General features: G+C 53.1%; 26 protein-coding genes and 3 pseudogenes. 16 read left to right on the forward strand and 13 right to left on the reverse strand.

The genetic code is table 11. The annotated features are described in order from the left end of the window. Window positions 1-51 precede the first annotated feature (51 nt). Complete coding sequence (dacC, locus tag ACQG0S_RS06995; protein WP_023299674.1) at window positions 52-1,257, forward strand: serine-type D-Ala-D-Ala carboxypeptidase; 1,206 nt, start codon at window positions 52-54, stop codon at window positions 1,255-1,257. A gap of 86 nt (window positions 1,258-1,343) precedes the next feature. Here the strand turns inward: dacC and deoR are convergent, their stop codons facing one another. From deoR to ACQG0S_RS07010, 3 genes are all read right to left on the reverse strand, one after another. Next, window positions 1,344-2,102 (reverse strand): DNA-binding transcriptional repressor DeoR, encoded by a 759-nt coding sequence (gene deoR, locus ACQG0S_RS07000; protein WP_048965571.1) that lies wholly within the window; start codon window positions 2,100-2,102, stop codon window positions 1,344-1,346. A gap of 67 nt (window positions 2,103-2,169) precedes the next feature. Continuing rightward, window positions 2,170-2,778, reverse strand: coding sequence for an undecaprenyl-diphosphate phosphatase (gene ybjG / locus ACQG0S_RS07005; RefSeq protein ID WP_022647555.1), 609 nt, complete (start codon window positions 2,776-2,778; stop codon window positions 2,170-2,172). Between the two features lie 7 nt (window positions 2,779-2,785). Beyond that, the gene (locus tag ACQG0S_RS07010; protein ID WP_023299675.1) at window positions 2,786-3,514 is read right to left on the reverse strand and encodes a phosphatase PAP2 family protein; all 729 of its coding nucleotides are present in this window, start codon (window positions 3,512-3,514) and stop codon (window positions 2,786-2,788) included. Window positions 3,515-3,681: 167 nt separating this feature from the next. Here ACQG0S_RS07010 and ACQG0S_RS07015 point away from each other — a divergent pair, with 167 nt between their 5' ends. Next, on the forward strand, window positions 3,682-4,914 hold the full coding sequence (locus ACQG0S_RS07015) for an MFS transporter (protein ID WP_022647557.1): 1,233 nt from the start codon (window positions 3,682-3,684) through the stop codon (window positions 4,912-4,914). Between the two features lie 495 nt (window positions 4,915-5,409). On the opposite strand, the gene ACQG0S_RS07020 is transcribed toward ACQG0S_RS07015, so the two are convergent. Beyond that, window positions 5,410-6,222, reverse strand: coding sequence for a Cof-type HAD-IIB family hydrolase (locus ACQG0S_RS07020; RefSeq protein ID WP_022647558.1), 813 nt, complete (start codon window positions 6,220-6,222; stop codon window positions 5,410-5,412). Then, window positions 6,212-7,426 (reverse strand): MFS transporter, encoded by a 1,215-nt coding sequence (locus ACQG0S_RS07025; RefSeq protein WP_157508127.1) that lies wholly within the window; start codon window positions 7,424-7,426, stop codon window positions 6,212-6,214. Before ACQG0S_RS07025 ends, ACQG0S_RS07020 begins: the two co-directional genes overlap by 11 nt. 82 nt (window positions 7,427-7,508) lie before the next feature. Here ACQG0S_RS07025 and ACQG0S_RS07030 point away from each other — a divergent pair, with 82 nt between their 5' ends. After that, entirely contained in the window at window positions 7,509-8,060 is a 552-nt protein-coding gene (locus tag ACQG0S_RS07030; protein WP_032624580.1) for a TetR/AcrR family transcriptional regulator, read from the forward strand. A gap of 27 nt (window positions 8,061-8,087) precedes the next feature. Here ACQG0S_RS07030 and arsC read toward each other — a convergent pair whose 3' ends face one another. From arsC to ACQG0S_RS07050, 4 genes are all read right to left on the reverse strand, one after another. Continuing rightward, window positions 8,088-8,513 (reverse strand): glutaredoxin-dependent arsenate reductase, encoded by a 426-nt coding sequence (arsC, locus tag ACQG0S_RS07035; protein ID WP_023299678.1) that lies wholly within the window; start codon window positions 8,511-8,513, stop codon window positions 8,088-8,090. Between the two features lie 12 nt (window positions 8,514-8,525). After that, on the reverse strand, window positions 8,526-9,815 hold the full coding sequence (locus ACQG0S_RS07040; RefSeq protein ID WP_048965811.1) for an arsenic transporter: 1,290 nt from the start codon (window positions 9,813-9,815) through the stop codon (window positions 8,526-8,528). 40 nt (window positions 9,816-9,855) lie between these two features. Further along, complete coding sequence (locus ACQG0S_RS07045; protein WP_048965812.1) at window positions 9,856-10,176, reverse strand: metalloregulator ArsR/SmtB family transcription factor; 321 nt, start codon at window positions 10,174-10,176, stop codon at window positions 9,856-9,858. A 635-nt stretch (window positions 10,177-10,811) separates the two neighbouring features. Next, window positions 10,812-11,615, reverse strand: coding sequence for a DUF3800 domain-containing protein (locus ACQG0S_RS07050; protein WP_048965813.1), 804 nt, complete (start codon window positions 11,613-11,615; stop codon window positions 10,812-10,814). 161 nt (window positions 11,616-11,776) lie between these two features. On the opposite strand from ACQG0S_RS07050, the gene ACQG0S_RS07055 reads away from it, so the two are divergent. Then, window positions 11,777-13,015: a DUF4062 domain-containing protein gene (locus ACQG0S_RS07055; protein WP_225303551.1), complete on the forward strand. Its 1,239-nt coding sequence runs from the start codon at window positions 11,777-11,779 to the stop codon at window positions 13,013-13,015. A 53-nt stretch (window positions 13,016-13,068) separates the two neighbouring features. On the opposite strand, the gene ACQG0S_RS07060 is transcribed toward ACQG0S_RS07055, so the two are convergent. Both ACQG0S_RS07060 and ACQG0S_RS07065 read right to left on the reverse strand, forming a co-directional pair. Next, window positions 13,069-14,082, reverse strand: coding sequence for an HNH endonuclease (locus ACQG0S_RS07060; RefSeq protein WP_226842120.1), 1,014 nt, complete (start codon window positions 14,080-14,082; stop codon window positions 13,069-13,071). Beyond that, window positions 14,082-14,915, reverse strand: a pseudogene (locus tag ACQG0S_RS07065) (phage portal protein). The gene ACQG0S_RS07060 and the pseudogene ACQG0S_RS07065 overlap by 1 nt, the downstream one beginning before the upstream one ends. Window positions 14,916-14,979: 64 nt before the next feature. On the opposite strand from ACQG0S_RS07065, the pseudogene ACQG0S_RS07070 reads away from it, so the two are divergent. The 3 genes and pseudogenes from ACQG0S_RS07070 to ACQG0S_RS07080 all read left to right on the forward strand — a co-directional run. Beyond that, window positions 14,980-15,377 (forward strand): annotated as a pseudogene (locus ACQG0S_RS07070) (hypothetical protein); the annotation flags it as partial. A gap of 22 nt (window positions 15,378-15,399) precedes the next feature. Further along, window positions 15,400-15,597: pseudogene (locus tag ACQG0S_RS07075) on the forward strand (ogr/Delta-like zinc finger family protein). Between the two features lie 100 nt (window positions 15,598-15,697). Further along, on the forward strand, window positions 15,698-16,276 hold the full coding sequence (locus tag ACQG0S_RS07080) for a hypothetical protein (RefSeq protein ID WP_048966119.1): 579 nt from the start codon (window positions 15,698-15,700) through the stop codon (window positions 16,274-16,276). A 235-nt stretch (window positions 16,277-16,511) separates the two neighbouring features. On the opposite strand, the gene ACQG0S_RS07085 is transcribed toward ACQG0S_RS07080, so the two are convergent. Further along, window positions 16,512-18,197, reverse strand: coding sequence for an aspartate:alanine antiporter (locus ACQG0S_RS07085; RefSeq protein WP_001024855.1), 1,686 nt, complete (start codon window positions 18,195-18,197; stop codon window positions 16,512-16,514). Between the two features lie 274 nt (window positions 18,198-18,471). On the opposite strand from ACQG0S_RS07085, the gene ACQG0S_RS07090 reads away from it, so the two are divergent. Then, a complete protein-coding gene (locus ACQG0S_RS07090) occupies window positions 18,472-18,846 on the forward strand; it encodes an inner membrane protein YbjM (protein WP_023299682.1) in 375 nt (124 codons plus the stop codon). A gap of 30 nt (window positions 18,847-18,876) precedes the next feature. On the opposite strand, the gene ACQG0S_RS07095 is transcribed toward ACQG0S_RS07090, so the two are convergent. Beyond that, window positions 18,877-19,146 (reverse strand): GrxA family glutaredoxin, encoded by a 270-nt coding sequence (locus tag ACQG0S_RS07095; protein WP_014169305.1) that lies wholly within the window; start codon window positions 19,144-19,146, stop codon window positions 18,877-18,879. Window positions 19,147-19,331: 185 nt separating this feature from the next. On the opposite strand from ACQG0S_RS07095, the gene nfsA reads away from it, so the two are divergent. From nfsA to ACQG0S_RS07135, 8 genes are all read left to right on the forward strand, one after another. Further along, the gene (gene nfsA / locus ACQG0S_RS07100; protein ID WP_048966120.1) at window positions 19,332-20,054 is read left to right on the forward strand and encodes a nitroreductase NfsA; all 723 of its coding nucleotides are present in this window, start codon (window positions 19,332-19,334) and stop codon (window positions 20,052-20,054) included. Window positions 20,055-20,118: 64 nt separating this feature from the next. Further along, window positions 20,119-21,021: a 30S ribosomal protein S6--L-glutamate ligase gene (gene rimK / locus ACQG0S_RS07105; protein WP_032621711.1), complete on the forward strand. Its 903-nt coding sequence runs from the start codon at window positions 20,119-20,121 to the stop codon at window positions 21,019-21,021. Between the two features lie 63 nt (window positions 21,022-21,084). Next, window positions 21,085-21,561, forward strand: a complete 477-nt coding sequence (locus ACQG0S_RS07110) for a YbjN domain-containing protein (RefSeq protein ID WP_022647571.1) — start codon at window positions 21,085-21,087, stop codon at window positions 21,559-21,561. A gap of 351 nt (window positions 21,562-21,912) precedes the next feature. Beyond that, window positions 21,913-23,025, forward strand: a complete 1,113-nt coding sequence (potF, locus tag ACQG0S_RS07115) for a spermidine/putrescine ABC transporter substrate-binding protein PotF (protein ID WP_048966121.1) — start codon at window positions 21,913-21,915, stop codon at window positions 23,023-23,025. Between the two features lie 143 nt (window positions 23,026-23,168). Then, the gene (potG, locus tag ACQG0S_RS07120; RefSeq protein WP_006809449.1) at window positions 23,169-24,302 is read left to right on the forward strand and encodes a putrescine ABC transporter ATP-binding subunit PotG; all 1,134 of its coding nucleotides are present in this window, start codon (window positions 23,169-23,171) and stop codon (window positions 24,300-24,302) included. 9 nt (window positions 24,303-24,311) lie between these two features. Next, complete coding sequence (potH, locus tag ACQG0S_RS07125; protein WP_022647573.1) at window positions 24,312-25,265, forward strand: putrescine ABC transporter permease PotH; 954 nt, start codon at window positions 24,312-24,314, stop codon at window positions 25,263-25,265. Next, window positions 25,262-26,107 carry a putrescine ABC transporter permease PotI gene (gene potI / locus ACQG0S_RS07130; RefSeq protein ID WP_022647574.1) on the forward strand — a complete coding sequence of 282 codons (846 nt, stop codon included), beginning with the start codon at window positions 25,262-25,264 and terminating at the stop codon, window positions 26,105-26,107. The genes potH and potI overlap by 4 nt, the downstream gene beginning before the upstream one ends. Before the next feature lie 42 nt (window positions 26,108-26,149). Further along, entirely contained in the window at window positions 26,150-26,647 is a 498-nt protein-coding gene (locus ACQG0S_RS07135; RefSeq protein WP_087878582.1) for a YbjO family protein, read from the forward strand. Window positions 26,648-26,674 lie beyond the last annotated feature (27 nt).

The raw sequence follows: 26,674 nt of genomic DNA on the forward strand, positions 1-26,674 counted from the left end.
CGACACGGTGATTGTGACGTGATTTTTAGAATGGACACTCGGGTGGCATTTATGACGCAAAAAACTTCCTCTCTGCGCAGCCTGGCGGCAGGCTCGGCGCTGCTTTTCCTTTTTGCCCCAACGCTCCATGCGGCGGAACAGACAGCGCCCGAAGCGCCGCCTGTTGATGCGCGCGCCTGGATCCTGATGGATTACGCCAGCGGGAAAGTGCTGGCGGAAGGTAACGCCGACGAAAAACTCGACCCGGCGAGCCTGACGAAAATTATGACCAGCTATGTGGTCGGCCAGGCGTTGAAAGCGGGCAAGATCAAGCTGAATGACATGGTCACCGTCGGGAAAGATGCCTGGGCGACCGGTAATCCGGCGCTGCGCGGCTCGTCCGTGATGTTCCTGAAGCCTGGCGACCAGGTCTCCGTGTCCGATCTGAATAAAGGGGTCATTATTCAGTCGGGAAATGATGCCTGTATTGCGCTGGCCGATTACGTCGCGGGCAGTCAGGACTCATTTATTGGGCTGATGAATGGCTACGCGAAAAAACTGGGTCTGACCAATACCACTTTTAAAACTGTTCACGGCCTGGATGCGCCGGGTCAGTTCAGTACCGCGCGCGATATGGCGCTGCTGGGCAAAGCGCTGATCCATGACGTGCCGGATGAGTACGCTATCCATAAAGAGAAAGAGTTTACCTTCAACAATATCCGCCAGCCTAACCGTAACCGTCTACTGTGGAGTAGCAACGTTAACGTGGACGGCATGAAAACCGGTACAACTGCCGGGGCCGGATACAACCTGGTGGCTTCTGCGACGCAGGGCGATATGCGCCTGATCTCAGTGGTGCTGGGAACGAAAACCGACCGTATTCGTTTTAACGAATCCGAAAAACTGCTGACCTGGGGTTTCCGCTTCTTTGAAACCGTCACGCCGATTAAGCCGGACGCTACCTTCGTGAGTCAGCGCGTCTGGTTTGGTGATAAAAGTGAAGTGAACCTGGGAGCGGGTGAAGCGGGTTCCGTCACCATTCCACGCGGTCAGCTGAAAAACCTGAAAGCCAGCTATACCCTGACCGAGCCACAGCTCACCGCACCGCTGAAAAAAGGTCAGGTGGTCGGGACGATAGATTTCCAGCTTAACGGCAAATCTATTGAGCAGCGTCCGCTGGTGGTAATGGAAGCGGTGGAAGAGGGCGGCTTCTTCAGCCGGATGTGGGACTTTGTGTTAATGAAATTCCACGGCTGGTTTGGCAGCTGGTTCAGCTAAGTTTTTGCCGGGTGGCGGCTTCGCCTTACCCGGCCTACAACGGCTCGAACGTAGGCCGGGTAAGCGCAGCGCCACCCGGCATAACCTCAATACATCAACTTCACCTGCTGCGCTTTCGCGTATGCCACCAGCTCGTCATCCGGGCGGCAATCACTGACGATGGCGTCAAAGCGCGACAGCTCTCCCATCCTTGCCGGACGGACCTTGCCAAATTTACTGTGATCAACCACCAGCACATGCTGCTGTGCGGCGTTGAGCGCCCACTGTTTCACTGGTAACTCTTCAAGATTAAAACAGGTTGCCCCCTGTTTCACATTCACGCCCGCCGCAGAGTAAAAGGCGATATCCGGGCATACATTGCTCAGCGTGTCCTGAATATTCAGCGGTTTGAAAATGGCGTTGCTGGCATGAAATTCGCCGCCACACAAAATCACCCGGCACGCCGGTTTCTCCTGCAAGGCCAGGAAGGTGTTTAGCGAATAACAGACGGCGGTAAAGGGAACGGTGCTGTCGATGGCCTCGATGATCCACGGGGTTGTCGTACCGCAGTCAAAAAAAAGCGTTTGATGCGGCTGCACCAGCGAGGCGGCGAGCCGCGCGGCTTTGCGCTTCTCCTCCACCAGGCGTGTTTTTTGATCGCTTAACAGATAATGGCTGGCGCTACGCGGCTCCAGAACAATATACCCGCCAAGCAGCACAACGGGGGCGCTGTCGCAGTTCAGATCGCGACGAATGGTCATTTCAGACACGCCAAGCAGGGTAGCGGCTTCCTTAAGATGCAGCTTATCGCTGCGCTTCAGCGCCTGGAGCAGCTGAGCAATGCGGTCATCGCGACGTGTTTCCATAGATCCTCGGGCTAAAAAAGTGAGCCCCCGCAGGGCGGGGGCTCAAGTGTAACCTGACGGACCGGGGTTAGTCACGTATCCAGCCTTTGCGGATCGGAAGAGCAAACAGAACGCGATAGGCCTGTGATAATCCACGATAAAGCGCCGGGCCAAAGAGGCTCCACAGGATGGCTGCGCTGACGCAGCCCATCAGCCCCACCAGGAAACCGCCGACCATATCCAGCGGCCAGTGCACTCCCAGGTAGACGCGGGACCAGGCGATGGCGACTGCCACGCCCATCAGCACTACGCCGGACCACAGGCGATGCCAGAACAGGAAGGCCAGCGCAAAGGTGAAGATCACCGTGCCGTGATCGCTCGGGAACGAGTCATCCGGCGCATGGTGCAGGAAGTTGTAGCCGACGCGATCGACAAACGGACGATCGTGCGGGAAGGCGTGACCCAGCACGTAGCTTGCCAGCACGCTCACGCCAATTGCCATCGCCATTTTGATCACCAGATGGCGCTGGGCGGTGACCTGTGTACGAGGTCCCCATAACCAGAGGATCACCGCCAGCGCCGGTACAATGCTAATCAGATCTTTCGCAATGAAGGTGGCGAGATCGATCATCCATTCCGGTGACGACGGCGTGGCGTTGAGCAGGTAAAACAGTTCGTAGTTCAGATTTTCTAACATAATCTCGTTACTCTTTAGCAAACCGGGCGGAAACCAGCCCGTAAACCAGCACCTGGGAAAACCAAACCCACCACCCGGCCCACAGGTTGTGAGAGAAAAAATGCGCGCCGCGCATGACCTGCCCGAAGCCCATCACCAGCCCCATAACAACGCCTGACGCGACAAAGGACCATGCCAGGCGCGGACGTTCACGCCAGAAGGCAAAAAACAGCCCCATCACCATAAACCCGCTGGAGGCGTGGCCGCCGGGAAAGCAGCGTCCCGGTCCGCTGTCTGCCGGAACGGCGCTGAACAGGGGATACGAAACGGACCTGCCGCCATATTCCACCAGATCCCACGGACAGCTGTGGTGGCTTATGCTTTTCAGCACCCCTACTACCAGCGCACCCAGCCCCATCAGAAGCGCGGCCGTTACCAGTCGGGCATTGCGTTTGTAAGCGCCGTAAATCAGCGATGCGGCAGCGATAACAATGGTCACATATTTCGCCAGCCGATGGTTCAGCAGATCCAGCAGCGGGTTTTGCTGTAGCGGAAAATGATGCGCCGCTGCGTCATACCAGAAACCGGTTATCCATCGGTCAAGCGATTCATCGCGCGAAAGCCAGGTAAAAAGCACCGCAAGGGCAATAAGCACGAAAAGTTGATAACCATAAAAGCGGGCAGGCAAACGGTAAAGACGTTTTGTCTTATTTGTCGGTAACTTAGATAATTCTGAAGGGCTGACGGCGTGTGTCATAGTTTCGGTCAATAACGTGAAATAGCACTATCATAGGGAGGGCAACTTAAGGAAACCTTAAACAACAACGATAAGTGCGTTATTTCTGTTTTTTCACGTTAATTTGCTATCTCAGACAGCGGCAATTCATTACACTCATCGCGATTTTTTCATACTAAAGAGATTGCATGATAAACCGTTCTTCTTCCGGTAATCGTCTGGGTCGTCAGGCGTTACTTTTTCCTCTGTGTCTGGTGCTTTACGAATTCTCTACCTACATCGGCAACGACATGATCCAGCCCGGCATGCTGGCTGTGGTTGAGCAGTACAACGCAGGTATTGAGTGGGTGCCGACATCCATGACCGCCTATCTGGCGGGCGGCATGTTTTTACAGTGGCTGTTAGGGCCGCTGTCGGATCGTATTGGCCGCCGTCCGGTGATGCTGACGGGCGTAGTGTGGTTTATCGTCACCTGTCTCGCCACGCTGCTGGCGCAGAGTATTGAGCAGTTCACGCTGCTGCGTTTCCTTCAGGGCGTGAGCCTGTGCTTTATTGGCGCCGTGGGCTATGCCGCTATTCAGGAGTCGTTTGAGGAGGCGGTGTGTATCAAAATTACCGCGCTGATGGCAAACGTGGCGCTGATTGCACCGCTTCTTGGACCGCTGGTGGGAGCCGCATGGGTTCACGTCGCGCCGTGGGAGGGGATGTTCGTCCTCTTTGCCGCGCTTGCGGCTATCTCTTTCTTTGGCCTGCACCGTGCGATGCCGGAAACCGCCACCCGCCTGGGCGAAAAGCTCTCGCTTAAAGAGCTGGGGCGGGATTATAAGGCGGTGCTGAAAAATGGCCGTTTTGTCGCGGGCGCATTGGCGACGGGCTTTGTCAGCCTGCCGCTGCTGGCGTGGATTGCCCAGTCGCCGGTCATTATCATCAGCGGCGAACAGCTTAGCAGCTATGAGTATGGCCTGTTACAGGTGCCGATTTTTGGCGCGCTGATTATCGGTAACCTGGTGCTGGCGCGTCTGACGTCACGCCGTACCGTGCGTTCGCTGATTATTTTGGGCGGCTGGCCCATAGCGGCAGGGCTGATTATCGCGGCGGTGGCGACCGTAGCCTCGTCTCATGCGTACCTGTGGATGACGGCGGGGCTGAGTGTTTACGCGTTTGGTATCGGCGTGGCGAATGCTGGCCTGGTGCGCCTGACGCTGTTCGCCAGTGAAATGAGTAAAGGCACGGTGTCTGCCGCGATGGGGATGCTGCAAATGCTGATTTTCACTGTCGGTATTGAGGTGAGCAAACATGCCTATGCTTTCGGCGGTAACGGGCTGTTCAGCCTGTTCAACCTCGCAAACGGTGTGCTGTGGGTAGGGCTGATGGTGGTGTTCCTGAAGGACAAACGCGTCGGAAGCGCACTGCAACCGTAATCCTTATTCCCTCTCCCTGTGGGCTGAGGGATCCCCACAAATTAATGCGAGCACTGAGCAATCCCCTCGCCCCTCCGGGGAGAGGGTTAGGGTGAGGGGAACATACGGCTGTGGTGGTCATTCCGTTCACTTTATGTTCCTTGCTACTCTGTAACGACATGACCGGTGAACGTGCCAGGGTGGCTCAGTCGCCACCACCCTGGCGACCCGGGCTCCCGGCGGTAAATCGCCGCTTCGCGGTGCCCTCGGCTTATTCCTTCCGGCTTATCGGGTACGGGCGGAGGCAACGTCCCTGTAAAGCCGCCCTCTCGGCGCATCCCTGCGCCTCGCCCCGGCCTGCAGGAAACGCCTTAGCGATTTACAGCCGGACCAGGGCATCGCTGACAGCCCTCAGTCATTTAGAAAGCAACTTTATTGCTTCTGCATAAAAAAATTACTGGGGATCCCTCAGCCCTGTGGGAGAGGGTTAGGGTGAGGGCACCAGACCGCACGGAATCAATTAAACGGCGCCTTCCCCTCCAGCACCATATCAATCACGTCCAGCACCCCTTCGTCATTATTGTTCGGCGCTTCATAGCGGGCCACAGCCTTTATATGCGGTCTGGCGTTGGCCATCGCGAAGCCAAACCCAGCCTGGCGCAGCATCTCCACGTCGTTACCGCTGTCGCCAAAGGCCACCACTTCACTGTCCTCAATGCCCCAGCGCGCTTGCAGGATCCGCAGGCCGTTAGCTTTGTGCACGCCAGGGATTATCAGGTCGATACTGCCGTGACCCGTGGTCACCGGCACCATGATGTCGCCAAGCTTCTCATGCAGCAGCGCCTGAATGCGCGGTATTTCGTCGTCAGAGACGTTAAGCCCGAACTTGAAGAAAATATCGTTGAGGTTGTCAAAGCTGCTGACGCTTTCAAGGCGGTGATAGTATTTCGCCGCAATCTCTTTGAAGAGGTCGTTATACGTTTTCAGCGTGTAGGCGCTGTTTTTTCCGCAGGCAATTATCTCAATGCCGGGCACGTCGTTTAACAGGGTGGCGACGGTCAGAAAATGCTCTTTCGACAGTTCGCCGTTAAACACGTCTTCGCCCGCATCCACCACCCAGCCGCCGTTTTCGGCGACGAAGGCGATTTCATGGGCGATCTCGGGGAAAAATGAGATCAACTGGTAGTACTGGTTTCCGCTGGCGACCACAAAACGGATGCCTTGCGCTTTCATGCGCGCGTACTGCGCCAGAAAACGCGCGCGATTATAGGTTTTCGCATCGCTCAGGAAGGAGCCATCCATGTCGACTGCAATCAGTTTAACGCTCATATCCCTTCTCCATTGTCGTTTGTTCTGCTTCCGGTTTTGCCACCGCACGCGCCACCAGGGCGGCAATAATCACTAACCCTAACACCACCAGCATGGCGCTGCGCAACCCGTAGTGCTCACCGAGGAATCCAAGCAACGGTGGCCCCACCAGGAAGGCAAGGTAGCCCGTGGTCGCCACAACGCTCACGCGCGTCGGCGCATCGGGGCCGGTATCGCTGGCAGCGGAAATGGTCAGCGGGAAGCCAAGGGAGGCGCCCAGCCCCCACAGGATCACCGACACACCGGCAATCCAGTCCACATCCACAAAGATGATCATCGCGATGCCCAGCCCACCCAGCAGGGCGCTGGCACGGACGACCGCCACGCGGCTGTAACGGTCGATAAACCAGCCGCCGGTAAAGCGTCCGACGGTCATGCCGAGCGTAAATCCAGCGTAGATCAGCGAGCCGGAGGTGGGGCTAAATCCGTGCCCGTCCACCATCAGCAACGGTAGCCAGTCGTTGGCGGAGCCTTCAGCAAATGCCATCGCCAGCACCACCACGCCAATCAGCATTAGCTGGAAATCACGATAGAAGGGCAACCCTTTTGCCGCAGACTTCTGTTCGTCCGAGGCGTGTTGTCCTGTGCCTGCGGGAATAGCCCTGATGCCGGTGAGGATCGGGATAATACAGACCAGCGCCGCCAGCAAAATGTGCACATTGGCCGCAATGCCCAGCGCCGTCAGCGCCATCCCCACGCCCGCGCCCGCCAGCGTGCCGAGACTGTAAAAGCCATGCATCATGGGCAGCACCGTTTTGTTCATCGCCTGTTCGACGGCGGCCCCCTCGACGTTAATGGCCACTTCAGCCGCACCAAAGCTGCCGCCAAATACCATCAGCCCAAGGGCAAACATCAGCGGCGAGGCGAACCACAGCGCCACGCTCAGACCGAACATTCCCACCACGGCGCAGCACATGGTGGTACGGATCACCGCGCGCGTGCCAAAGCGCTTCACCAGCCAGGCCGAGCAGAGGATGCCGCTCATCGAGCCAATCGACAGGCCAAACAGCACGATCCCCATCTCCGCCGTCGAGACGGATAGCGTATCGCGGATTGCCGGGGTGCGCGTTGCCCAGGAAGCCATCAGCAGCCCGGGGATGAAGAAGAACATAAACAGCGCCCACATGCGCAGATGCAGGGCTTTGCGAGGAGAAGTTAGCGTCATTGGGATCAGCACCAGAAGTACAACAATAGCGACAACACTAGCAACTTTGTGTACATTTGTACATAAACCGGATGAGGATTTTATGAGCAGACCACCAAACGACCCTAACCGCCGCGAGAAGATACTTCAGGCGACGCTGGACACCATTGCTGAGCACGGTATTCATGCCGTCACGCACCGCAAAATTGCCACCTGCGCAGGCGTACCGCTGGGGTCGATGACCTACTATTTCGACGGGATGGAGTCGCTTCTGGAGGAGGCGTTCACGTGGTTTACGCAGCAGATGTCTCAGCAGTACCGGGATTTCTTCGCGGGGGTGACCGGGCGGGAGAGGGCGTGCGAGGCCATTACCACGCTGATCCACAGTTCAGCCGTGACCACGCCACACAATATGGCGCTGATGTATCAGCTGTACGCTTTTATGCACCGCAGCGCCGCGCTGAAAACGGTGATGCAGGACTGGATGAAGATGAGCCAGACTACGCTTGAGCAGTGGTTTGATCCGGCCACCGCCCGTGCGCTGGATGCGTTTATCGAGGGGATGACGCTGCATTTTGTAACCGACCGGTCGCCGTTAACCCGGGAGGAGATCCGGGCGATAGTGGGACGGATTGCAGGCGAGGATACCGTCTGATAGCGCTCGCCCCGGCCACGCCTGATGTCAGGAGATTTTTTTCCCGCTGGCGTCAACGACGACTTCGCCATCTTCCTTTGTAAATGCCCCTTTTTGCGCGTCCGGAAGGATGTCGAGAACGACTTCAGAAGGGCGGCACAGACGTGTACCCAGCGGCGTCACCACAATCGGACGGTTAATCAGAATGGGGTATAGCAGCATGAAATCAATAAGCTGGTCATCGGTGAAATTTCCCCCGGCAAGGCCCAGTTGCTCGTAAGGCTCGACGTTTTTGCGCAGCAGATCGCACACGGGAATCCCCATGTCTGCAATCAGCCTGGTCAGTTCATCACGCGACGGTGGGTTCTCAAGATAGAGAATAATTTCGGGTTCCGTACCGCTGTTACGGATCATCTCCAGCGTATTGCGCGACGTGCCGCAGGCCGGGTTGTGGTAAATGGTAATGTTGCTCATATCAGGTACTCACTACAGTGTAACGGAGAGACGTAACGCCAGCGCGGCAAGCGTTACAAACAGGACCGGCAGCGTCATTATCAAGCCCGTCCGGAAATAGTAGCCCCAGGAAACGATCATGTTTTTCTGCGCCAGTACATGCAGCCAGAGCAGGGTGGCCAGGCTACCGATGGGGGTGATTTTCGGCCCCAGATCGCAGCCAATCACGTTCGCGTAAATCATCGCCTCTTTTATCAAACCTGTTGCCGAACTGCCATCAATTGAGAGCGCGCCAATCAGTACCGTTGGCATATTGTTCATTATGGATGACAGCAAGGCGGTGATGAATCCGGTGCCCAGCGTGGTGGCCCAGAGTCCATAACCGGCTAAGCGATCCAGAACGTCTGAGAGATGCTCTGTCAGCCCGGCGTTGCGCAGGCCATACACCACCAGATACATTCCCAGCGAGAAGATAACGATCTGCCACGGTGCGCCGCGAAGCACTTTTCCGGTATTGATAGCGTGCCCGCGTTTTGCGACGACAAACAAAATCAGCGCGCCCACGCTCGCGATGGCGCTGACGGGGATGCCGAGAGGCTCAAGCACAAAGAATCCGACGAGAAGTAGCAGCAGCACGATCCAGCCCGTCCTGAAGGTTGGCAGATCGTTAATGGCCCTTGCCGGCTCCCGGAGTTTCGCCAGATCGTACGTCGGAGGAATTTCCCTGCGAAAGAACAGGTGCAGCACAATGAGCGTTGCGGCAATCGCGGCGATATCAACCGGGATCATCACCGAGGCGTACTCGCTGAATCCCAGCGAGAAGAAGTCTGCCGACACAATGTTGACCAGGTTGGAGACAATCAGCGGCAGGCTGGCGGTATCGGCGATAAAGCCTGCCGCCATCACAAACGCCAGCGTGGCTTGTTGACTAAACCCGAGTGCCAGCAGCATGGCGATAACGATAGGCGTCAGGATCAGTGCCGCACCGTCATTGGCGAACAGCGCCGCAACGGCCGCACCCAGCAGCACGATCCAGGTAAACAGCAACCGCCCCCGACCGTTCCCCCAGCGGGCAACGTGCAGCGCTGCCCACTCGAAAAAACCGGACTCATCCAGCAGCAGGCTGATAACGATCACCGAGATAAACGTGGCCGTGGCGTTCCAGACGATATTCCAGACCACCGGAATATCGTTAATATGAATAACGCCGCTCGCCAGCGCCAGCGCGGCGCCAATGGTCGCGCTCCAGCCGATGCTGAGCCCTCTGGGTTGCCAGATGACCAGCACCAGCGTGAATAAAAAAATCGCTCCTGCCAGAAACATTGTTTACTCCATTGTATCTGATTTTGTGAATATGTTTTGCTTAGCATGCACCCGGAACTTTACCCTTCAGCTTCAGGCGGGTGTCTTCACGCAGGCAGTTCCAGCTGTTATCGATAATGGACGCTGCCCACGCGGGCATGTTCGGAGATAAACGGTAATGGACCCATTTCCCTTCACGTCGGTCGATGACCAGCCCGGTCTCGCGGAGCAGTGCCATATGGCGGGAGACTTTCGGCTGCGGCTCGTTGGTGGCGGCGCAGAGATCGCATACGCACAGTTCCCCCGCTTCACGCAGCAGCATGACGATGGCGAGCCGCGTTTCGTCGGAGAGGATTTTGAAGAGCTGGAGCGGGTGGAGCATGGGTGTTCCTGGATGTGTGATTTTTATATGCGTTTAATCATATATGTTTTGGTTGCTGCAGAGAAGCAGAAGTAGATCCGATGCTGCGAGATGGCAGTCTGTAGTTGGGTTGCGCATCTTTTACATGAATCAACGTCCGTAGGAGTATAACTAATGGCATAAGTTATACTAGAGCAGCATGGGTTTGAACTCCATTATTAATCAATGGGTTAGGTGAGTGAAACTTTTTTAGCGTTAAAAGCATATTTTTGCTGTATGTATAACTGTGATGTTGAGAGGAAATGTGAACGATATATTCAGGATGTCACTTGCCCAGCGGACGGATAGAACTTTTACATACAGATTGTCGCTAGCTCTGACTATAGTGTTGAGGGCAAGGACATTGCGATTACGCTGTTAGACAGCAAGGAAGTACACATTAGTGATTCCTCACTTGAGAGCGATAATTAGTGTTATAGGCCTTACAACATGATTGTTATGCATTTTGTTGAGTTTGAAACTTTAAAACGCTACTATCATTGAACTGAATTTATGGTTTTGGGGAATTAGAGGCGGCCCCCCGAAAGTTGATACCGCCTAGTTGGTAACTTCGTCGAACGACTGGGACTCCAACCGTGCCGGCTGTGAGGTCGGCTCTATTTTTTAGACTTGGGCAATTCATACTTCAAATTCACATCTCGCGTAAGGATATCCCTTGGTCCTTTCGTTCTGTCGAAAAAAAGCCAAATATTAAATTTGCGCTCTTTTGGCCAAGTGTCATACATAAGCGAATCCCACCCTAAATAAGACGCAACTTTGTTGGCAACTGCTAACTTCGCATCCGAAGTTGCTTTGCCTTGATAGGCGCACATCACTGCGCCTAGAAGAAAATCTGCAATTTGAATATGTTCAGAAGATTTTGAATCCTTTGTGACGACGCTCTTGATAATGTCTCTACGGCCAAACCTTTTTGCTAACGTGTGGTTAGTAATGACTTCAAATGCCTCATCAGCTTTTTTATACCGCGATGGAAGTGGGTCCACTTCCACACGGAACTCGCATTCCCTATCTGGATGAGCCTTGATAACGTTGCCTATTTTAGTTTCAATCAGCTTGCCAAAATGCTTACGCATAGCCAGATCGTAGTCGCCGCCATGGAAGGATTTTTCTACTTTTGATTTTTCTACAATGATGCAGTGGAACGCCAGCCATTGGTGTTTGAAGAACGTTTCAAGGAGGTCATGATAAAAAGCAGCATTTCTCTTTGAATGAGCTTTTTGCCACTTTATTTCATCGCTACAGTTATGCTTTTCCCTAAGCTCACGAATGATGCGTACGAAGTCGCCACGCCTTTGGTACTTCATCCACAGGCTGCCAAATCCATAAAATCGCTGACCATCAATGCCTGACTCATCGCAGGCGACATGCCATATCAGCTTCCCAGGATCAGTTGCGTCCATGTTTTTCCTTCATGAGTAAAATTTCAGCGTAGGATTATGATTTAACCACATCACTAAGTGATTGATAAGGATCAGTTTTAATCTGTAACAAGAAGGCTATTCAATGCGAACTTGAGTGGCTTAGGTTTTGCGTGGGGGCATGGCGGACTTTTGCTGGGTTTATGTACACCATAAGTGCCGAGTTGCGTGTAGATTTGCATGATCAAAAGGAGCGTAACGGTGCTGACCCACCAGAACTGCCGCACTTTCCAGCCATAAAACTATTATTTAAAGCGGGCAGGCGTGGCGGGGATACGAGCGCGCGCTCACAGAATGGTTTCAGTAGTTTGTTTAAATTAGGTTATGCAAATTTTGAGAGGATCTTGATTTTGGATAAGCGCTATCAGGTATTTGTTAGTTCAACGTTTTCAGATTTAGAAGAAGAACGCCAAGAAGTGATGCAGGCACTATTGGAGCTTGATTGTATGCCAGCAGGGATGGAGTTATTCCCGGCAACTAATAGCGATCAATGGAGTTTGATAAAGAAAGTAATTGATGACAGTGATTATTATATAGTCATCCTAGCAGGACGATACGGATCTATTGGACCCGATGGACTAAGCTATACGGAAATGGAGTATCGTTACGCAGTTGAAACTGGAAAACCGGTTATTGGTTTTATCCACAAAAACAAGGAAAATTTGGCTGCAAGACTTTGCGAGTCAACCTCTGATGGTAAAGAAAAACTGGCGAGATTTGAAGAGTTGGTTAAAAATCGGCTTTGTCGCTTCTGGGAGTCCCCTGCAGAACTCGGAAGTCAGGTCAGTAGAAGTTTAATCAAACTTACACGAGAATCACCTGCTGTTGGCTGGGTTAAAGGTAATCTTGTTGCCAGTGAAAGTGAAGCTCAAGAAATACTGAAATTAAAAAGAACAATTGAAGAGCTTGAGAGCCAACTTGTTGCCAGCAAAACAACTGCTCCAGTTGGAAGTGAAACTTTATCTCAGGGTGATGATTTATTTGAATTTGAGTATACATTTAATGCATCCCCCTCTCAATGGACCCATGATGGAAAACGTTACTCTGCTAGTGCGAAAATTAGCTGGAATGAGATTTTTTCCTATGTTTCACCGATGATGATAGATGAAATTGCTGATGAGGGATTACATTCTGCAGTTAATTCTTCTATATCAAAAATTGTGCGTGATCAGCTTACGGATAATGAAGATGTTTTGGGGCTGAATATACTTTCAATAATAATGAAGTCATCATCATTTCAAACGGTGAAAGTTCAATTGAGAGCGCTTGGTTTAATAACGAAAAGTGAAAGGAATCGGAGCGTAAAAGACAAAGGGACATATTGGACGCTTACTCCTTATGGTGAGAATCTTATGACAACTCTTCGTGCAATAAAAAAATAAAAAACTGCCGGGGAAGTCCTCGGCTGTTTTTTATTTGATATGATGATGTGGTTTCAGTTTTCTTTAAACGCACTCCATCTTTTAATGAGTGCTGTCAGAGATATACGATGTATCGTGTTTATTATGCTATTATGATAAATATCATAGCCTTCATTGATGACTTTTTTAGAGAAATGAATTGTCAAAAACTCCGGATGTATAGCACATAAATTTAGATCAAACAGAGTATGAATGTCGCTTCTGAGCAGCAATCCGTTGCTTATATGGTTATGACTTTCATTTCTGTAAGCATCAATATGTGCCGCCTCAAGAATATCTACAAGCTCACATCCTGTAACTGCGCATATAGGGCTGGACTTTAACAGCTTATCTCGAAATGTTTTCTGTCCACGTCTTTGCCTGATCTGCCTATCTACTAGTTTCCTCTGATCACCTTCAAGCAAATCTGGAGAGTCGTTATCTGCTTCTCCTGCAGTAAGAAGAATCGACGATATTTGAGCATCAAATAGTTCTTTTGCCCACTGTATATTTACTTCCTGTATGGATAACTGAACGTTATAGCGCAAGCTTTCAGCTTCAAGTTTATCAAGAGGGATGTCTTTTAGTTTCTTAAAAACGGAACCATAAGTAGCTATAAATCCTATAGCAGGCTCTAAAACCAACCTTCTCTCATTAAATTCATGTCCGTTATCGCAACGCCACTTTGGCATCATTGTTTTGCGTGGGCGGATCTTTTTTGCATTGCATTCGTCATGGGGGCATTTATACACATTTTTTTCAGTGTCGTATGTTTCTAATTTTTCTATAATAGAGATTCCTAAAATATTATCTCTATTTCTAATTATTACAAGATCTCCTTCTTTGACATTTTTGTAATTTGGGACAGAATTATTGTAGCGATAGAAAACTGAGTAATCGTCGTTATAGCCATCATTTGCCCAGTACCTTACGTTGCCTTTTTCAATTGCTTTAAAGGACCATGCTTGTTGTACCACGAACTTTTCCCACTGATCAGATTTTTGGTTTGTTCTATCGAACAGCAAAACATGTTGATTTACAAGCATCATCAGCCCAGATAATATGACTTAAATCGCAAAATTTCGTCTCTTACCAGTTTTTTACTTTATCCATTCTTTTCTGTGACGGCAGTAACTCATTTCGAAAAAAAAACTTGGTCGCTTTCTCCTCATCCCCAAACCCCCAACATTACTCGGCATAATTTCCATCATCTGAGGTGGTACAAGATGTGCTGCCATCATGTCGTCCCGGTTCACATTCTTGTTGTTCGAAAACTCATCCTTAGCCGCCACCTCTGACAGAGGGATGATCAGAATTCTGTCTTTTTGCCGTTAGGCGAGTACATAAACAGGTTGCGGAATTTGCCCGGCCCCTTGCGTTTTTCATGGCCTGGCGGATATTGTTTATTACCTCCTGGTTCTGCGCGGTGTCGGTCATGTACAAGATGAAACTCGCGTGGCTGCCGTTAATGTAATACTTCTGGCGGAACAGGGTGGCGAACTCGTTGAGCAGGACTTAAGTATAGCGGACAGGTATGCCAGCAGGCCGTAAATTTCATGGTTCATATCCGGCTCCATCAGATGAAGTTGCTGCCTTGAGTGAACTTATACGGCTGCGTGGTCATGCCGTATTGCACAAACCAGTAAGTATCGAGGTCGATCCAGCGGCGTGTGTATTTCGCCAGCGATGGCTTCAGTTACAGAATGTCCACCAGTCTGTTCGTCCGTTTCTCCAGGTAGGCGTTACCAGACACCTGATAGTCCTGAACAAAGCGGCTGAATGCCTACTGGCTCAGCAGCGGACGCGGGATAAAGGTGCTGGTGAGAATGTTATGTTTCACCGCAATCGGTGAGCTGTGATGTACGGCGGTGTGTCCGGTCAGTTTTTTGCCGTATCGGGCTTGGGCATTTTCGGTGGACCGCTAGGACGAAAGCTGGGCGTAAAGCGTTAAGCACCGGAAGAAAACCATGACAGCAATGGAGCTGGAGGCGAAGCAGGGAGATTATCTGGTGGGTGCGGATGAAAATGTGCTGGTGCTGAACCGGGCCTATGCCAACAGGGCCGCCAAAATGCAATGGGAGCTCTACAGCGTGGTGTGGCGTCTTTCTCCCTTTAACTGAGAAGGCCGTGCCGATCTCTACACGTAAATGCCCGTGAAGGGAAGATTAGCGGCTTTAAGCAGCTCATAGATGATGCGGAATGGACAATCACCACGTTCATGCATACGGCCAGCGCTGACAGTGGTTTCACAACCAGTATTGAGTTTGAGGTGAAAATTGATGAGTTCGCAATGGAACAATTAGTTCAAAATTGCGAACAATCATCTCTCATTATTGCTATTTAGTTAATAATTAGATCTGATTATTATGATGAATTGTTCTATGTGCGTACAGGCGGCACATATCTGAAACAGTTTCCAAGTTTCCAATCAAACCAAAGAACGCTACAACCTGTGCACTAATATCGAGTACGGGCATACCATCGTGTCGCATGAAACTTTTGTACGGTCAGTATGCCGTCCGCAAAAAATCAGCGCAGCAGCGCCTCATCCCAAAAATATGTAGAAGCAATTTGCTTACTGATTCTGACCCGCCGCTGGCGGTTTTTTTTATTGTTATAGTAAGCTGGATGAACTTTTAAAAAGTATTTAAATCCGGAGTACACATGGATTTTGCAAGTTCGTTCTCTTTTATCGAAAAGATTATTCCTGCATTGGTCGGTTTTGCAGGTGCTTGGGCAGGTAGTCGATGGGGACTCACTAAGTTCAAGAAGGAAAAGTATTGGGAATCAAAAGTTAAGGCATACGAAACTACTTTGAGTCATTTTGAAAAAATTGCTTTCTGGGGGCGTTCTCATAAGGCACAAGCTCACTGTGCCGTAACTGTTGGAGATAACGATTTGCATCCACAAACGTTCAATGAGTCTATGCGTAACCTTGCACAGTTAGAAATTACTGCATTTGTATACTTTGATGGTGAATTTAGAGATCTGATCAAAGAACACAGACATGCTATGGAAAGCATTTACATAAATGAAATTGAAAAATTGGAAGGGGAGCCTAAGGAGAGCGCTTACTACAAGTATGCTGATACACAAGGAAAAATAGGTGATATGGCCTATGCGGCTTTAGAGGTTCTGAACCAACAGGCTCATAAAGATATCGGCCTGAAAGGGCATTGCTGCGAAAGACTTATGGTTAAAATCACCGATGATTGGCGAGAATTTAGAAAAAACATTCAATAGATTACACAAAAATCCGCCGCCATTCCTATCGAAATGGAGCTCTAACTACCTGATTAAAAAGGTCACGAACTTCAGACAACAAAAAACCCATCAACCTTGAACCAAAACGGCGGGGTTGATGGGCTCCACAAATTGGGGACATCAAAGAAAAGCAGTGGCAATAGTTATGACTGTGACCTGTGTAAAAAGTTCTGCGCGTAACGAAAATTTTTTCAGCCACGCGCAAACTTGAGATTTATCCGAGTCCTGGCCAGATAATGATGATCAGCGTACCTGCCAGCGTCAGCAGCACGTTGGCGATGGCGTAGGTGCCTGCATAGCCCAGCGCCGGGATGTTGCTGCGCGCGGTGTCGCTGATGATCTCCATTGCCGGTGCGCAGGTGCGCGCGCCCATCATCGCGCCGAAGAGCAGGGCGCGGTTCATGCGGAGCACGTAGGCGCCGAACAGGAAGCAGATGACTACCGGTACCAGGCTGACGATAAGTCCGGAAACCAACATTTGCCAGCCGACCGCACCCAGGCCATTGCCAATGCCGCTCCCGGCGCTTAAGCCGACACCCGCCATAAAGACCATCAGACCGAACTCTTTCACCATGTTCAGCGCTCCCTGAGGGATGTAGCCGAAGGTGGGATGGTTCGCTCGCAGGAAGCCCAGCATGATCCCGGCGAACAGCAGACCGGCAGCGTTACCGATGCCGAAGCTAAAGTTACTGAACTGGAAGGTGATCATTCCGATCATCAGGCCAACAATGAAGAAGGCGCAGAAGGCTAACAGGTCCGTCACCTGACTGTGAATCGAGATAAAGCCGATACGGTCGGCAACGGTTTTAACACGTCGGGCATCGCCGCTGACCTGCAACACATCGCCTTTATTAAGCACCACGTTATCGTCGATAGGCATTTCAATCTGGCTGCGGATCACGCGGTTGAGGAAACAGCCGTGGTCGGTCAGCTTCAACTGCGCCAGACGGCGGCCCACGGCGTTGTGGTTCTTCACCACAATCTCTTCGGTGACGATACGCATGTCCAGCAGGTCGCGGTCGAACACTTCTTTCCCGTTGCGGAAGCTCGGATCGAGACGCGCGTGGGCGTCCGGGTAGCCAACAAGGGCGATGTCATCGCCCATCTGGAGCACCGCGTCACCGTCCGGGTTTGCCAGAATGCCGTTACGACGGATACGTTCGATGTAGCAGCCGGTCTGACGGTAGATCCCCAGCTCGCGCAGGTTTTTCCCGTCGGTCCAGGCAACCAGCTCTGGCCCGACGCGGTAGGCGCGGATCACCGGCAGGTATACTTTACGTTTGGAGTCCGTATCCAGACCACGCTCTCGGGCAATGGTCTGGGCGCTGGTCTGGAGATCCTGGTGCTGAAGTTTTGGCAGATAGCGCGCGCCCACAATCAGGCTCACCAGACCAATCAGATAGGTCAGGGCATAGCCCAGGCTCAGGTTATCCAGTGCGGCGGAAAGCTGCGTGCCTGCCATGCCAGAATGACGAAGCGTATCCCCCGCGCCAACAAGCACCGGCGTGGAGGTCATCGAGCCTGCCAGCATACCGGCCGTTAAGCCGATGTCCCAGCCAAACAGTTTGCCCAGCCCTAACGCAATCAGCAGGGCGCTGCCGACCATCACCAGCGCCAGCATCAGATAATTTTTGCCGTCTCGGAAGAAAATGGAAAAAAAGTTCGGACCGGCTTCCACGCCAACGCAGAAAATAAACAGCATGAAACCTAAGTTAAGCGCGTCCGTGTTAATACTGAAATGTTGCTGACCTAATAACAGGGAGACGACTAAAACGCCAATGGAATTACCAAGTTGAACTGAACCCAGGCGCAATTTACCCAGACAAAGGCCCAGTGCCAGTACCACAAATAATAACAGGATGTAATTCCCATTTAACAAGTCTGCGACGTTTATATTCACGGAGGCTAACTTCTTGTTTACCAGTAAGTTGTTGAATGAAAGGACTATTTGGGCTACTGTTTTCAGAGTCAGGGAATCACTTTGCACCTCCCTGCTTCCTGATAAATACCCTAAACACTAGCAGGCGGTTAGTTTAATCGTAATAGCTACCGACAGCCACCTATTATCGCACGACTTGTGTGCGTGCTTTGGCAAGGATTGCCGCAATGCTTTATCTGACTGGGCGTCCACCGGACGATTTTTGTATTTGATAGAGATAAGTCAGGAGGATAGTTTGAACTTTAAACGAAACTGGGTTGGCGTAATCAGCTGCTTTTTGCTGTTTACGGTCGTTTGCATGTCGCTTGCTTTTAATGTGAAGGGCGCCTTCAGAGCGTCCGGTCATCCCGAGCTGGGCCTGTTGTTCTTCATCCTGCCGGGGGTAGTGGCCAGTTTTCTCTCGCGCAAAGGCGAGGTGGTAATGCCGCTGCTGGGGGCCATCCTTGCGGCGCCCCTCTGCCTGCTTCTGATGCGCGTGCTGTTTCTCTCGTCGAGAAGCGTCTGGCAGGAAGTGGCGTGGCTACTGAGTGGCGTTTTCTGGTGTGCGCTGGGCGCGCTCTGTTTCTTATTTATGCGCAGCCTGCTGCAACAGCGGAAGCACCATAAATAAAAACGCCCTCAGGGTGAGGGCGTCTTAGCATTACTGAGCGGCAAACAGGCCCAGGTGCTCTTTGGCGTACGCTTCGAAATCGGTGCAGCCGCCGATGTGTTTCTGATCGAGGAAGATCTGCGGCACGGTTTCAACCGGTTTACCCACGGTTTTTTCCAGATCGGCTTTGCTGATGCCTTCCGCGTGGATATCCACGTAACGGAAGTTGAAATCATCACGTTCTTCAGTCAGTTTCTCAGCCAGCTCTTTCGCGCGCACACAGTAAGGGCATCCTGGACGACCAAAAATTACTGCAAACATTTCTCTCTCCTCAAAAAACAAGCCTGACGGCGAATAATCCCTATAGTGCACGATAACCTGCCGTCATGGAAAGAAGGTTTCACCTGTCACTTTGATACAGTCAGGCTATGTTTCGCCAATTACATCAGGTGGATCATTGCCTATACTGGCTGCCATACGTTTTACGCAATACAAAGAGAGACAAAATGACGCCAACCATTGACCTGCTTCGTTCCCACCGTTCCATTCGCCATTTCACCGATGAGCCGATCACCCAGGCGCAGCGGGACGCGATCATCGACAGCGCAAGAGGCACCTCCAGCTCCAGCTTTTTGCAGTGCAGCTCCATTATCCGCATCACCGATCCGGCGATGCGTGAGCAGCTGGTAACGCTGACGGGCGGACAAAAGCACGTTGCCCAGGCGGCTGAGTTCTGGGTGTTCTGCGCCGATTTTAACCGTCACCTGCAAATCTGTCCTAAGGCGGAGCTGGGGCTGGCGGAACAGCTGCTGCTGGGCGTGGTGGATACGGCATTGATGGCGCAAAACGCGTTCACGGCGGCGGAATCGCTGGGGCTTGGCGGCGTCTATATCGGCGGGCTGCGTAATAACATCGAAAGCGTGACGCAACTGCTGAAGCTGCCGAAACACGTGTTGCCGCTGTTTGGTCTGTGCCTCGGCTGGCCGGCGGATAACCCGGATCTGAAGCCGCGTATTCCTGCTGCGATGCTGGTGCATGAAAACCACTACCAGCCGGTCGATCAGGACGTTCTGCATCAATACGATGAAGAGCTGGCGAACTACTATCTGACGCGCGACAGCAACAACCGCCGCGATACCTGGAGCGACCATATTCGTCGCACCATCATTAAAGAAAACCGCCCGTTCATTCTTGATTACCTGCACAAACAGGGCTGGGCAACGCGATAGTCCCTTCCTCCTGCGCCTCGTGTATGATAGGCAGGCTTTTCCCATGTCTTTAGAGAGGTGCAGGGTGAAAATTGCCATATTGTCCCGGGATGGAACGCTCTATTCATGTAAACGCCTGCGAGAAGCGGCGGCGAAACGCGGACATCAGGTTGAGATCCTCGATCCGATGTCCTGCTATATGAACATCGACCCTGCGGCGTCGTCGATTCATTACAAAGGCCGCAAACTCCCGCATTTTGATGCGGTAATTCCCCGCATTGGCTCCCAGATCACCTATTACGGCACGGCCGCGCTGCGCCAGTTTGAAATGCTGGGAAGCTATCCGCTCAATGAATCCGTGGCGATCTCACGCGCCCGCGATAAGCTGCGCTCGCTGCAACTGCTGGCGCGCCAGGGGATCGATCTGCCCGTCACCGGGATTGCTCACTCCCCGGACGACACCAGCGATTTAATCGACATGGTGGGTGGTGCGCCGTTGGTCATTAAGCTGGTGGAAGGCACGCAGGGTATTGGGGTGGTACTGGCGGAGACGCGTCAGGCGGCGGAAAGCGTGATTGACGCCTTTCGCGGTCTGAATGCCCATATTCTGGTGCAGGAGTATATTAAAGAGGCCAAAGGGTGCGACATCCGCTGCTTTGTGGTGGGCGATGAAGTGGTGGCCGCCATAGAGCGGCAGGCGAAAGAGGGCGACTTCCGCTCTAACCTGCACCGCGGCGGTATCGCGCGGGTGGCCCTTATCAGCGAGCGCGAGCGCGAGATTGCGGTGAAAGCGGCGCAGACGCTGGGCCTGGATGTGGCGGGGGTCGATCTGCTGCGTGCCGACCGCGGGCCGCTGGTGATGGAAGTTAACGCCTCGCCGGGGCTGGAAGGGGTGGAAAAAACCACAGGCGTCGATATTGCAGGTAAAATGATCGCATGGATTGAACGCCATGCGACGCCGGGATTTTGCCTGAAAACGGGCGGTTAAATGGATCGGCGCGCACTTTTTGCGTAAGCTGGACAACGTTTTTATTTAAGAGGCTGCACAGCGATGGATTTACAGGTCGTACCTACACTGGATACGTTACGTCAATGGCTCGATGATGCCGGTATTACTTTTTTCGAATGCGACTCCTGCCAGGCGCTGCATCTGCCTCACATGCAAAATTTCGATGGTATTTTTGATGCCAAAATCGATCTGATTAACGACGTGATCCTGTTCTCGGCGCTGGCTGAAGTGAAGCCTTCAGCGCTGCTTGCACTGGCATCCGATCTGTCAGCGATTAACGCCAGTTCTTTGACGGTGAAAGCGTTTCTCGACATACAGGATGATAATCTGCCGAAGCTGGTGGTTTGCCAGTCTTTATTCTCCGGCGCGGGGCTCTCCTTCAAACAGTTCGCCTGGTTTATGCGCCTGAGCGAAGAGCAAATTTCCATGGTAATGATGGAAGCCAACGCACATCACCTGCTGTATAGCGCGGAAGATGATGCCGAGAATAATGATGCATCTTCCAATTTTCTCCACTAAGCCTGTCTGACTTTTGCGCAGTCGCTACCAGAGCGGCTGCATAACACCGCTTTTTCTGCTGCTTTTAACCTTTCTTTAAAGAATTTTTCACCTCCTCTCGGGCCGTTTCGGCTTATCACGTAGACATAATCTGCATAAAAAATTGATAAAAGGCGTTTTTTCGTCTGGGCTATAGCCGGAGACACGGGCTACAGTTATTCTTGCGGTGCTTAAAAAAAGCGAGCGGAACCTGCCGGGAAGAGGGGTATATTTTATTTCGGGCAGAGCGACAAACTATGCATGAATATTGCATATCTTCAGGCTGCACAGTTTTGGTTCGTTTGTTAACGAGCTTTCAGAAGGAATAACAATATGATCGCCTTGAATAAAAAATGGTTATCGGGTCTGGTTGCGGGTGCTCTGATGGCCGTCTCTGCCGGCACGCTCGCTGCGGAACAAAAAACGCTGCACGTCTATAACTGGTCTGACTATATTGCGCCGGACACCGTCGCGAATTTTGAAAAAGAGACCGGCATTAAGGTTGTCTACGACGTATTCGATTCCAACGAAGTACTGGAAGGCAAACTGATGGCGGGCAGTACCGGTTTCGACCTGGTGGTGCCCTCTGCAAGCTTCCTGGAGCGTCAGCTGACCGCCGGTGTCTTCCAGCCGCTGGACAAGAACAAGTTATCGAACTGGAAAAACCTCGATCCGGAAGTGCTGAAGCTGGTGGCGAAGCATGATCCGGACAACAAATACGCCATGCCTTACCTGTGGGCGACCACTGGTATTGGCTTTAACGTGGATAAAGTCAAAGCGGCGCTGGGCCCGGACGTCAAACTGGACAGCTGGGACGTGGTGCTGAAGCCGGAAAACCTCGAGAAGCTGAAAAGCTGCGGCGTCTCTTTCCTCGATGCGCCGGAAGAGATTTTCGCCACCGTGCTTAACTATCTCGGCAAAGATCCAAACAGCAGCAAGGCCGACGACTACACCGGTCCGGCGACCAACCTGCTATTAAAGCTGCGTCCGAATATTCGCTACTTCCACTCCTCTCAGTACATCAACGACCTGGCTAACGGGGATATCTGCGTGGCCATCGGCTGGGCGGGTGACGTCTGGCAGGCAGCGAACCGTGCGAAAGAGGCGAAAAACGGCGTGAATGTTTCCTACTTCATTCCGAAGGAGGGGGCGCTGGCGTTCTTCGACGTCTTCGCGATGCCGGCTGATGCGAAAAACAAAGAGGAAGCGTATCAGTTCCTCAACTACCTGATGCGTCCGGAAGTGATTGCCCACATCAGCGACCACGTCTACTACGCCAACGGTAACAAGGCCTCCGTGCCGCTGGTGAGCGAAGAAATCCGCAATAATCCGGCGATCTACCCGCCAGCCGATGTGTTTGCCAAGCTGTTCACCCTGAAAGTGCAGGAACCGAAAATTGACCGTGTGCGTACCCGCGCGTGGACGAAGGTGAAAAGCGGTAAGTAACGGCGTTTGATATCGTTGCCCGGTGGCGCTGTCGCTTACCGGGCCGACAAATCCCGTAGGCCGGGCAAGCGTTAGCGCCGCCCGGCGATGCGCACCCTGACGGTGCGTTTGCACCAGTGTTGATCTATGCCGGAGAGCACCCCGTGAATGACGCGATCCCCCGCCCGCAGGCGAAAGTCCGTAAAGCGCTGACCCCGCTTCTTGAAATTCGTAACCTCACCAAATCCTTCGACGGCCAGCATGCCGTGGACGATGTCAGCCTGACGATCTACAAAGGTGAAATATTTGCTTTGCTCGGCGCATCCGGCTGCGGTAAATCGACCCTGCTGCGCATGCTGGCCGGGTTTGAACAACCTACCGCCGGGCAGATCGTGCTGGATGGGGTAGACCTCTCCAGCGTGCCGCCGTACCAGCGGCCCATTAACATGATGTTCCAGTCCTATGCCCTGTTCCCGCACATGACCGTCGAGCAGAACATCGCCTTCGGCCTGAAGCAGGACAAACTGCCGAAAGCCGAAATCACCGCGCGCGTGGCGGAGATGCTGAGCCTGGTGCACATGCAGGAGTTCGCGAAGCGTAAGCCGCATCAGCTTTCCGGCGGCCAGCGTCAGCGCGTGGCGCTGGCAAGAAGTCTGGCCAAACGGCCGAAATTACTCCTGCTCGACGAGCCGATGGGCGCGCTGGATAAAAAGCTGCGCGACCGGATGCAGCTGGAAGTGGTGGATATCCTTGAGCGCGTAGGGGTGACCTGCGTGATGGTGACGCACGACCAGGAAGAGGCGATGACCATGGCCGGGCGCATTGCGATCATGAATCGCGGTAAGTTCGTGCAGATAGGCGAGCCGGAGGAGATTTACGAACACCCGACAACCCGCTACAGCGCGGAGTTCATCGGCTCGGTAAACGTCTTCGAAGGGCTGCTGAAGGAACGCCAGGAAGACGGTCTGGTGATTGAATCGCCGGGGCTGGTGCACCCGCTTAAGGTTGATTCTGATAATTCCGTGGTGGACAACGTGCCGGTTTACGTTGCCCTGCGCCCGGAAAAAATCATGCTTTGCGATGAGCCGCCCGCCGATGGCTATAACTTTGCCGTGGGCGAAGTGGTACACATCGCCTATCTCGGCGATCTGTCGATTTACCATGTCCGCCTGAAAAGCGGGCAGATGCTCAGCGCCCAGTTACAGAACGAACACCGGTATCGCAAGGGACAGCCAACCTGGGGCGACGAAGTGAGCCTGTGCTGGGATGCGGACAGTTGCGTAGTCCTGACGGTATAAGGAGCGGTCATGAGCACACTTGAACCTCCAGCCCGCGTCAAAAAACCGGGCGGTTTCTCGCACTGGCTGGCGCGCGTGCAGATGGCGCATGGCCGCAAGCTGGTCATCGCCATGCCCTATATCTGGCTGATCCTGCTGTTTTTGCTGCCGTTCCTGATCGTCTTTAAGATCAGCCTGGCGGAGATGGCGCGGGCGATCCCGCCGTATACCGATTTGTGGGAGTGGGCCGACGGGCAACTGACGCTGACCTTAAACCTTGGGAATTTCCTGCAACTGACTGAGGATCCGCTCTATTTCGAAGCCTATTTACAGTCGTTACAGGTTGCGGCGATCTCAACGATCTGCTGCTTGTTGATGGGCTACCCGCTGGCGTGGGCAGTGGCGCACAGCAAGCCGTCGACGCGAAATATTTTACTGCTGTTGGTCATTTTACCGTCGTGGACATCTTTCCTGATCCGCGTGTACGCGTGGATGGGGATCCTGAAGAATAACGGCATACTGAATAACTTCCTGCTGTGGCTTGGGGTGATCGACCAGCCGCTGACGATCCTGCATACCAACCTTGCGGTGTATATCGGGATTGTCTATGCCTATCTGCCGTTTATGGTGCTGCCAATCTATACGGCGCTGACGCGAATCGATTACTCGCTGGTGGAAGCTTCGCTGGATCTCGGCGCACGCCCATTGAAGACGTTCTTCAGCGTCATTGTGCCGCTCACAAAAGGCGGGATCATCGCCGGATCGATGCTGGTGTTTATCCCGGCGGTCGGGGAGTTTGTGATCCCCGAACTGCTCGGCGGGCCGGACAGCATCATGATTGGCCGCGTGCTGTGGCAGGAGTTTTTCAATAACCGCGACTGGCCGGTGGCCTCGGCGGTGGCGATTGTCATGTTACTGCTGCTGATCGTGCCGATCATGTGGTTCCACAAACATCAGCAGAAACAGATGGGAGACCACGGATGAACAACTTACCGGTAGTACGCTCCCCGTGGCGAATTCTGATCCTGATTATCGGCTTTACCTTCCTGTATGCGCCGATGCTGATGCTGGTGATCTACTCGTTCAACAGCTCTAAGCTGGTCACCGTCTGGGCGGGCTGGTCGACGCGCTGGTACAGCGAGCTGTTCCACGATGATGCGATGATGAGCGCGGTGGGGCTGAGCCTGACCATTGCGGCGCTGGCGGCGACGATGGCCTGCGTGCTGGGCACGATTGCCGCGCTGGTGATGGTGCGCTTCGGCCGTTTTCGCGGAGCAAATGGTTTTGCGTTTATGATCACCGCCCCGCTGGTGATGCCGGACGTCATCACCGGTCTGTCGCTGCTCCTGCTGTTTGTCGCGCTGGCGCACGCCATCGGCTGGCCAGCGGATCGCGGGATGCTCACCATCTGGCTGGCGCACGTCACCTTCTGTACGGCGTATGTGGCGGTGGTCATCTCCTCGCGGCTGCGCGAGCTGGATCGCTCCATTGAAGAGGCGGCGATGGATCTTGGCGCCACGCCGCTGAAGGTCTTTTTTATCATTACGCTGCCGATGATTATGCCGGCGGTGATCTCCGGCTGGCTGCTGGCGTTCACGCTCTCGCTCGACGATCTGGTTATTGCCAGTTTTGTCTCGGGCCCAGGCGCGACGACGCTGCCGATGCTGGTCTTCTCCAGCGTGCGCATGGGGGTGAATCCGGAGATTAATGCCCTGGCCTCCATCATCCTCGGCGTGGTCGGAATTGTCGGATTTATCGCCTGGTATTTGATGGCGCGCGCGGAAAAGCAGCGCGTGCGCGATATCCAGCGTGCAAGACGCGGCTGAAGGAATTATTATTTCCAGTGATGTGCCGCGTATGACGCGGCACTGTTTTTCAGGGAAGTAAAAACATTGGGATTCTTGCAAAAAACACGTCATTCGCACGCCCGTCCGAACGTCCCTGCGCTGGTGCAGGTGGCGGCGCTCGCCATTATTATGATCCGCTGCCTGGATGTGCTGATGATTATGAACACGCTGGGCCCGCGAGGCATGGGGGAGTTCATTCACCGCAGCGCGCAGACGTGGAATCTGACGCTGGTGTTTCTCAGCAGCCTGATGCTGGTGTTTATTGAGATCTACTGTGCGTTCTCGCTGGTAAAGGGGCGCAACTGGGCGCGCTGGGTATATTTTCTTACGCAGATCACCGCCGCCAGCTATCTGTGGGCCGCCTCGCTGGGCTATGGCTATCCGGAGCTGTTCAGCATTCCCGGCGGCTCCCGCCGCGAGATTTTCCATTCCTTAGTGATGCAAAAATTGCCGGACATGCTGGTGCTCTGCCTGCTCTATGTTCCCGCCTCCAGTCGGCGGTTCTTCCGCCTGCAATAATGTGTATAATCGCAGCCCTCGTGATTC

The organism is Enterobacter cloacae complex sp. 418I7 (genome assembly GCF_050030705.1).
GTDB lineage: Bacteria > Pseudomonadota > Gammaproteobacteria > Enterobacterales > Enterobacteriaceae > Enterobacter > Enterobacter intestinihominis.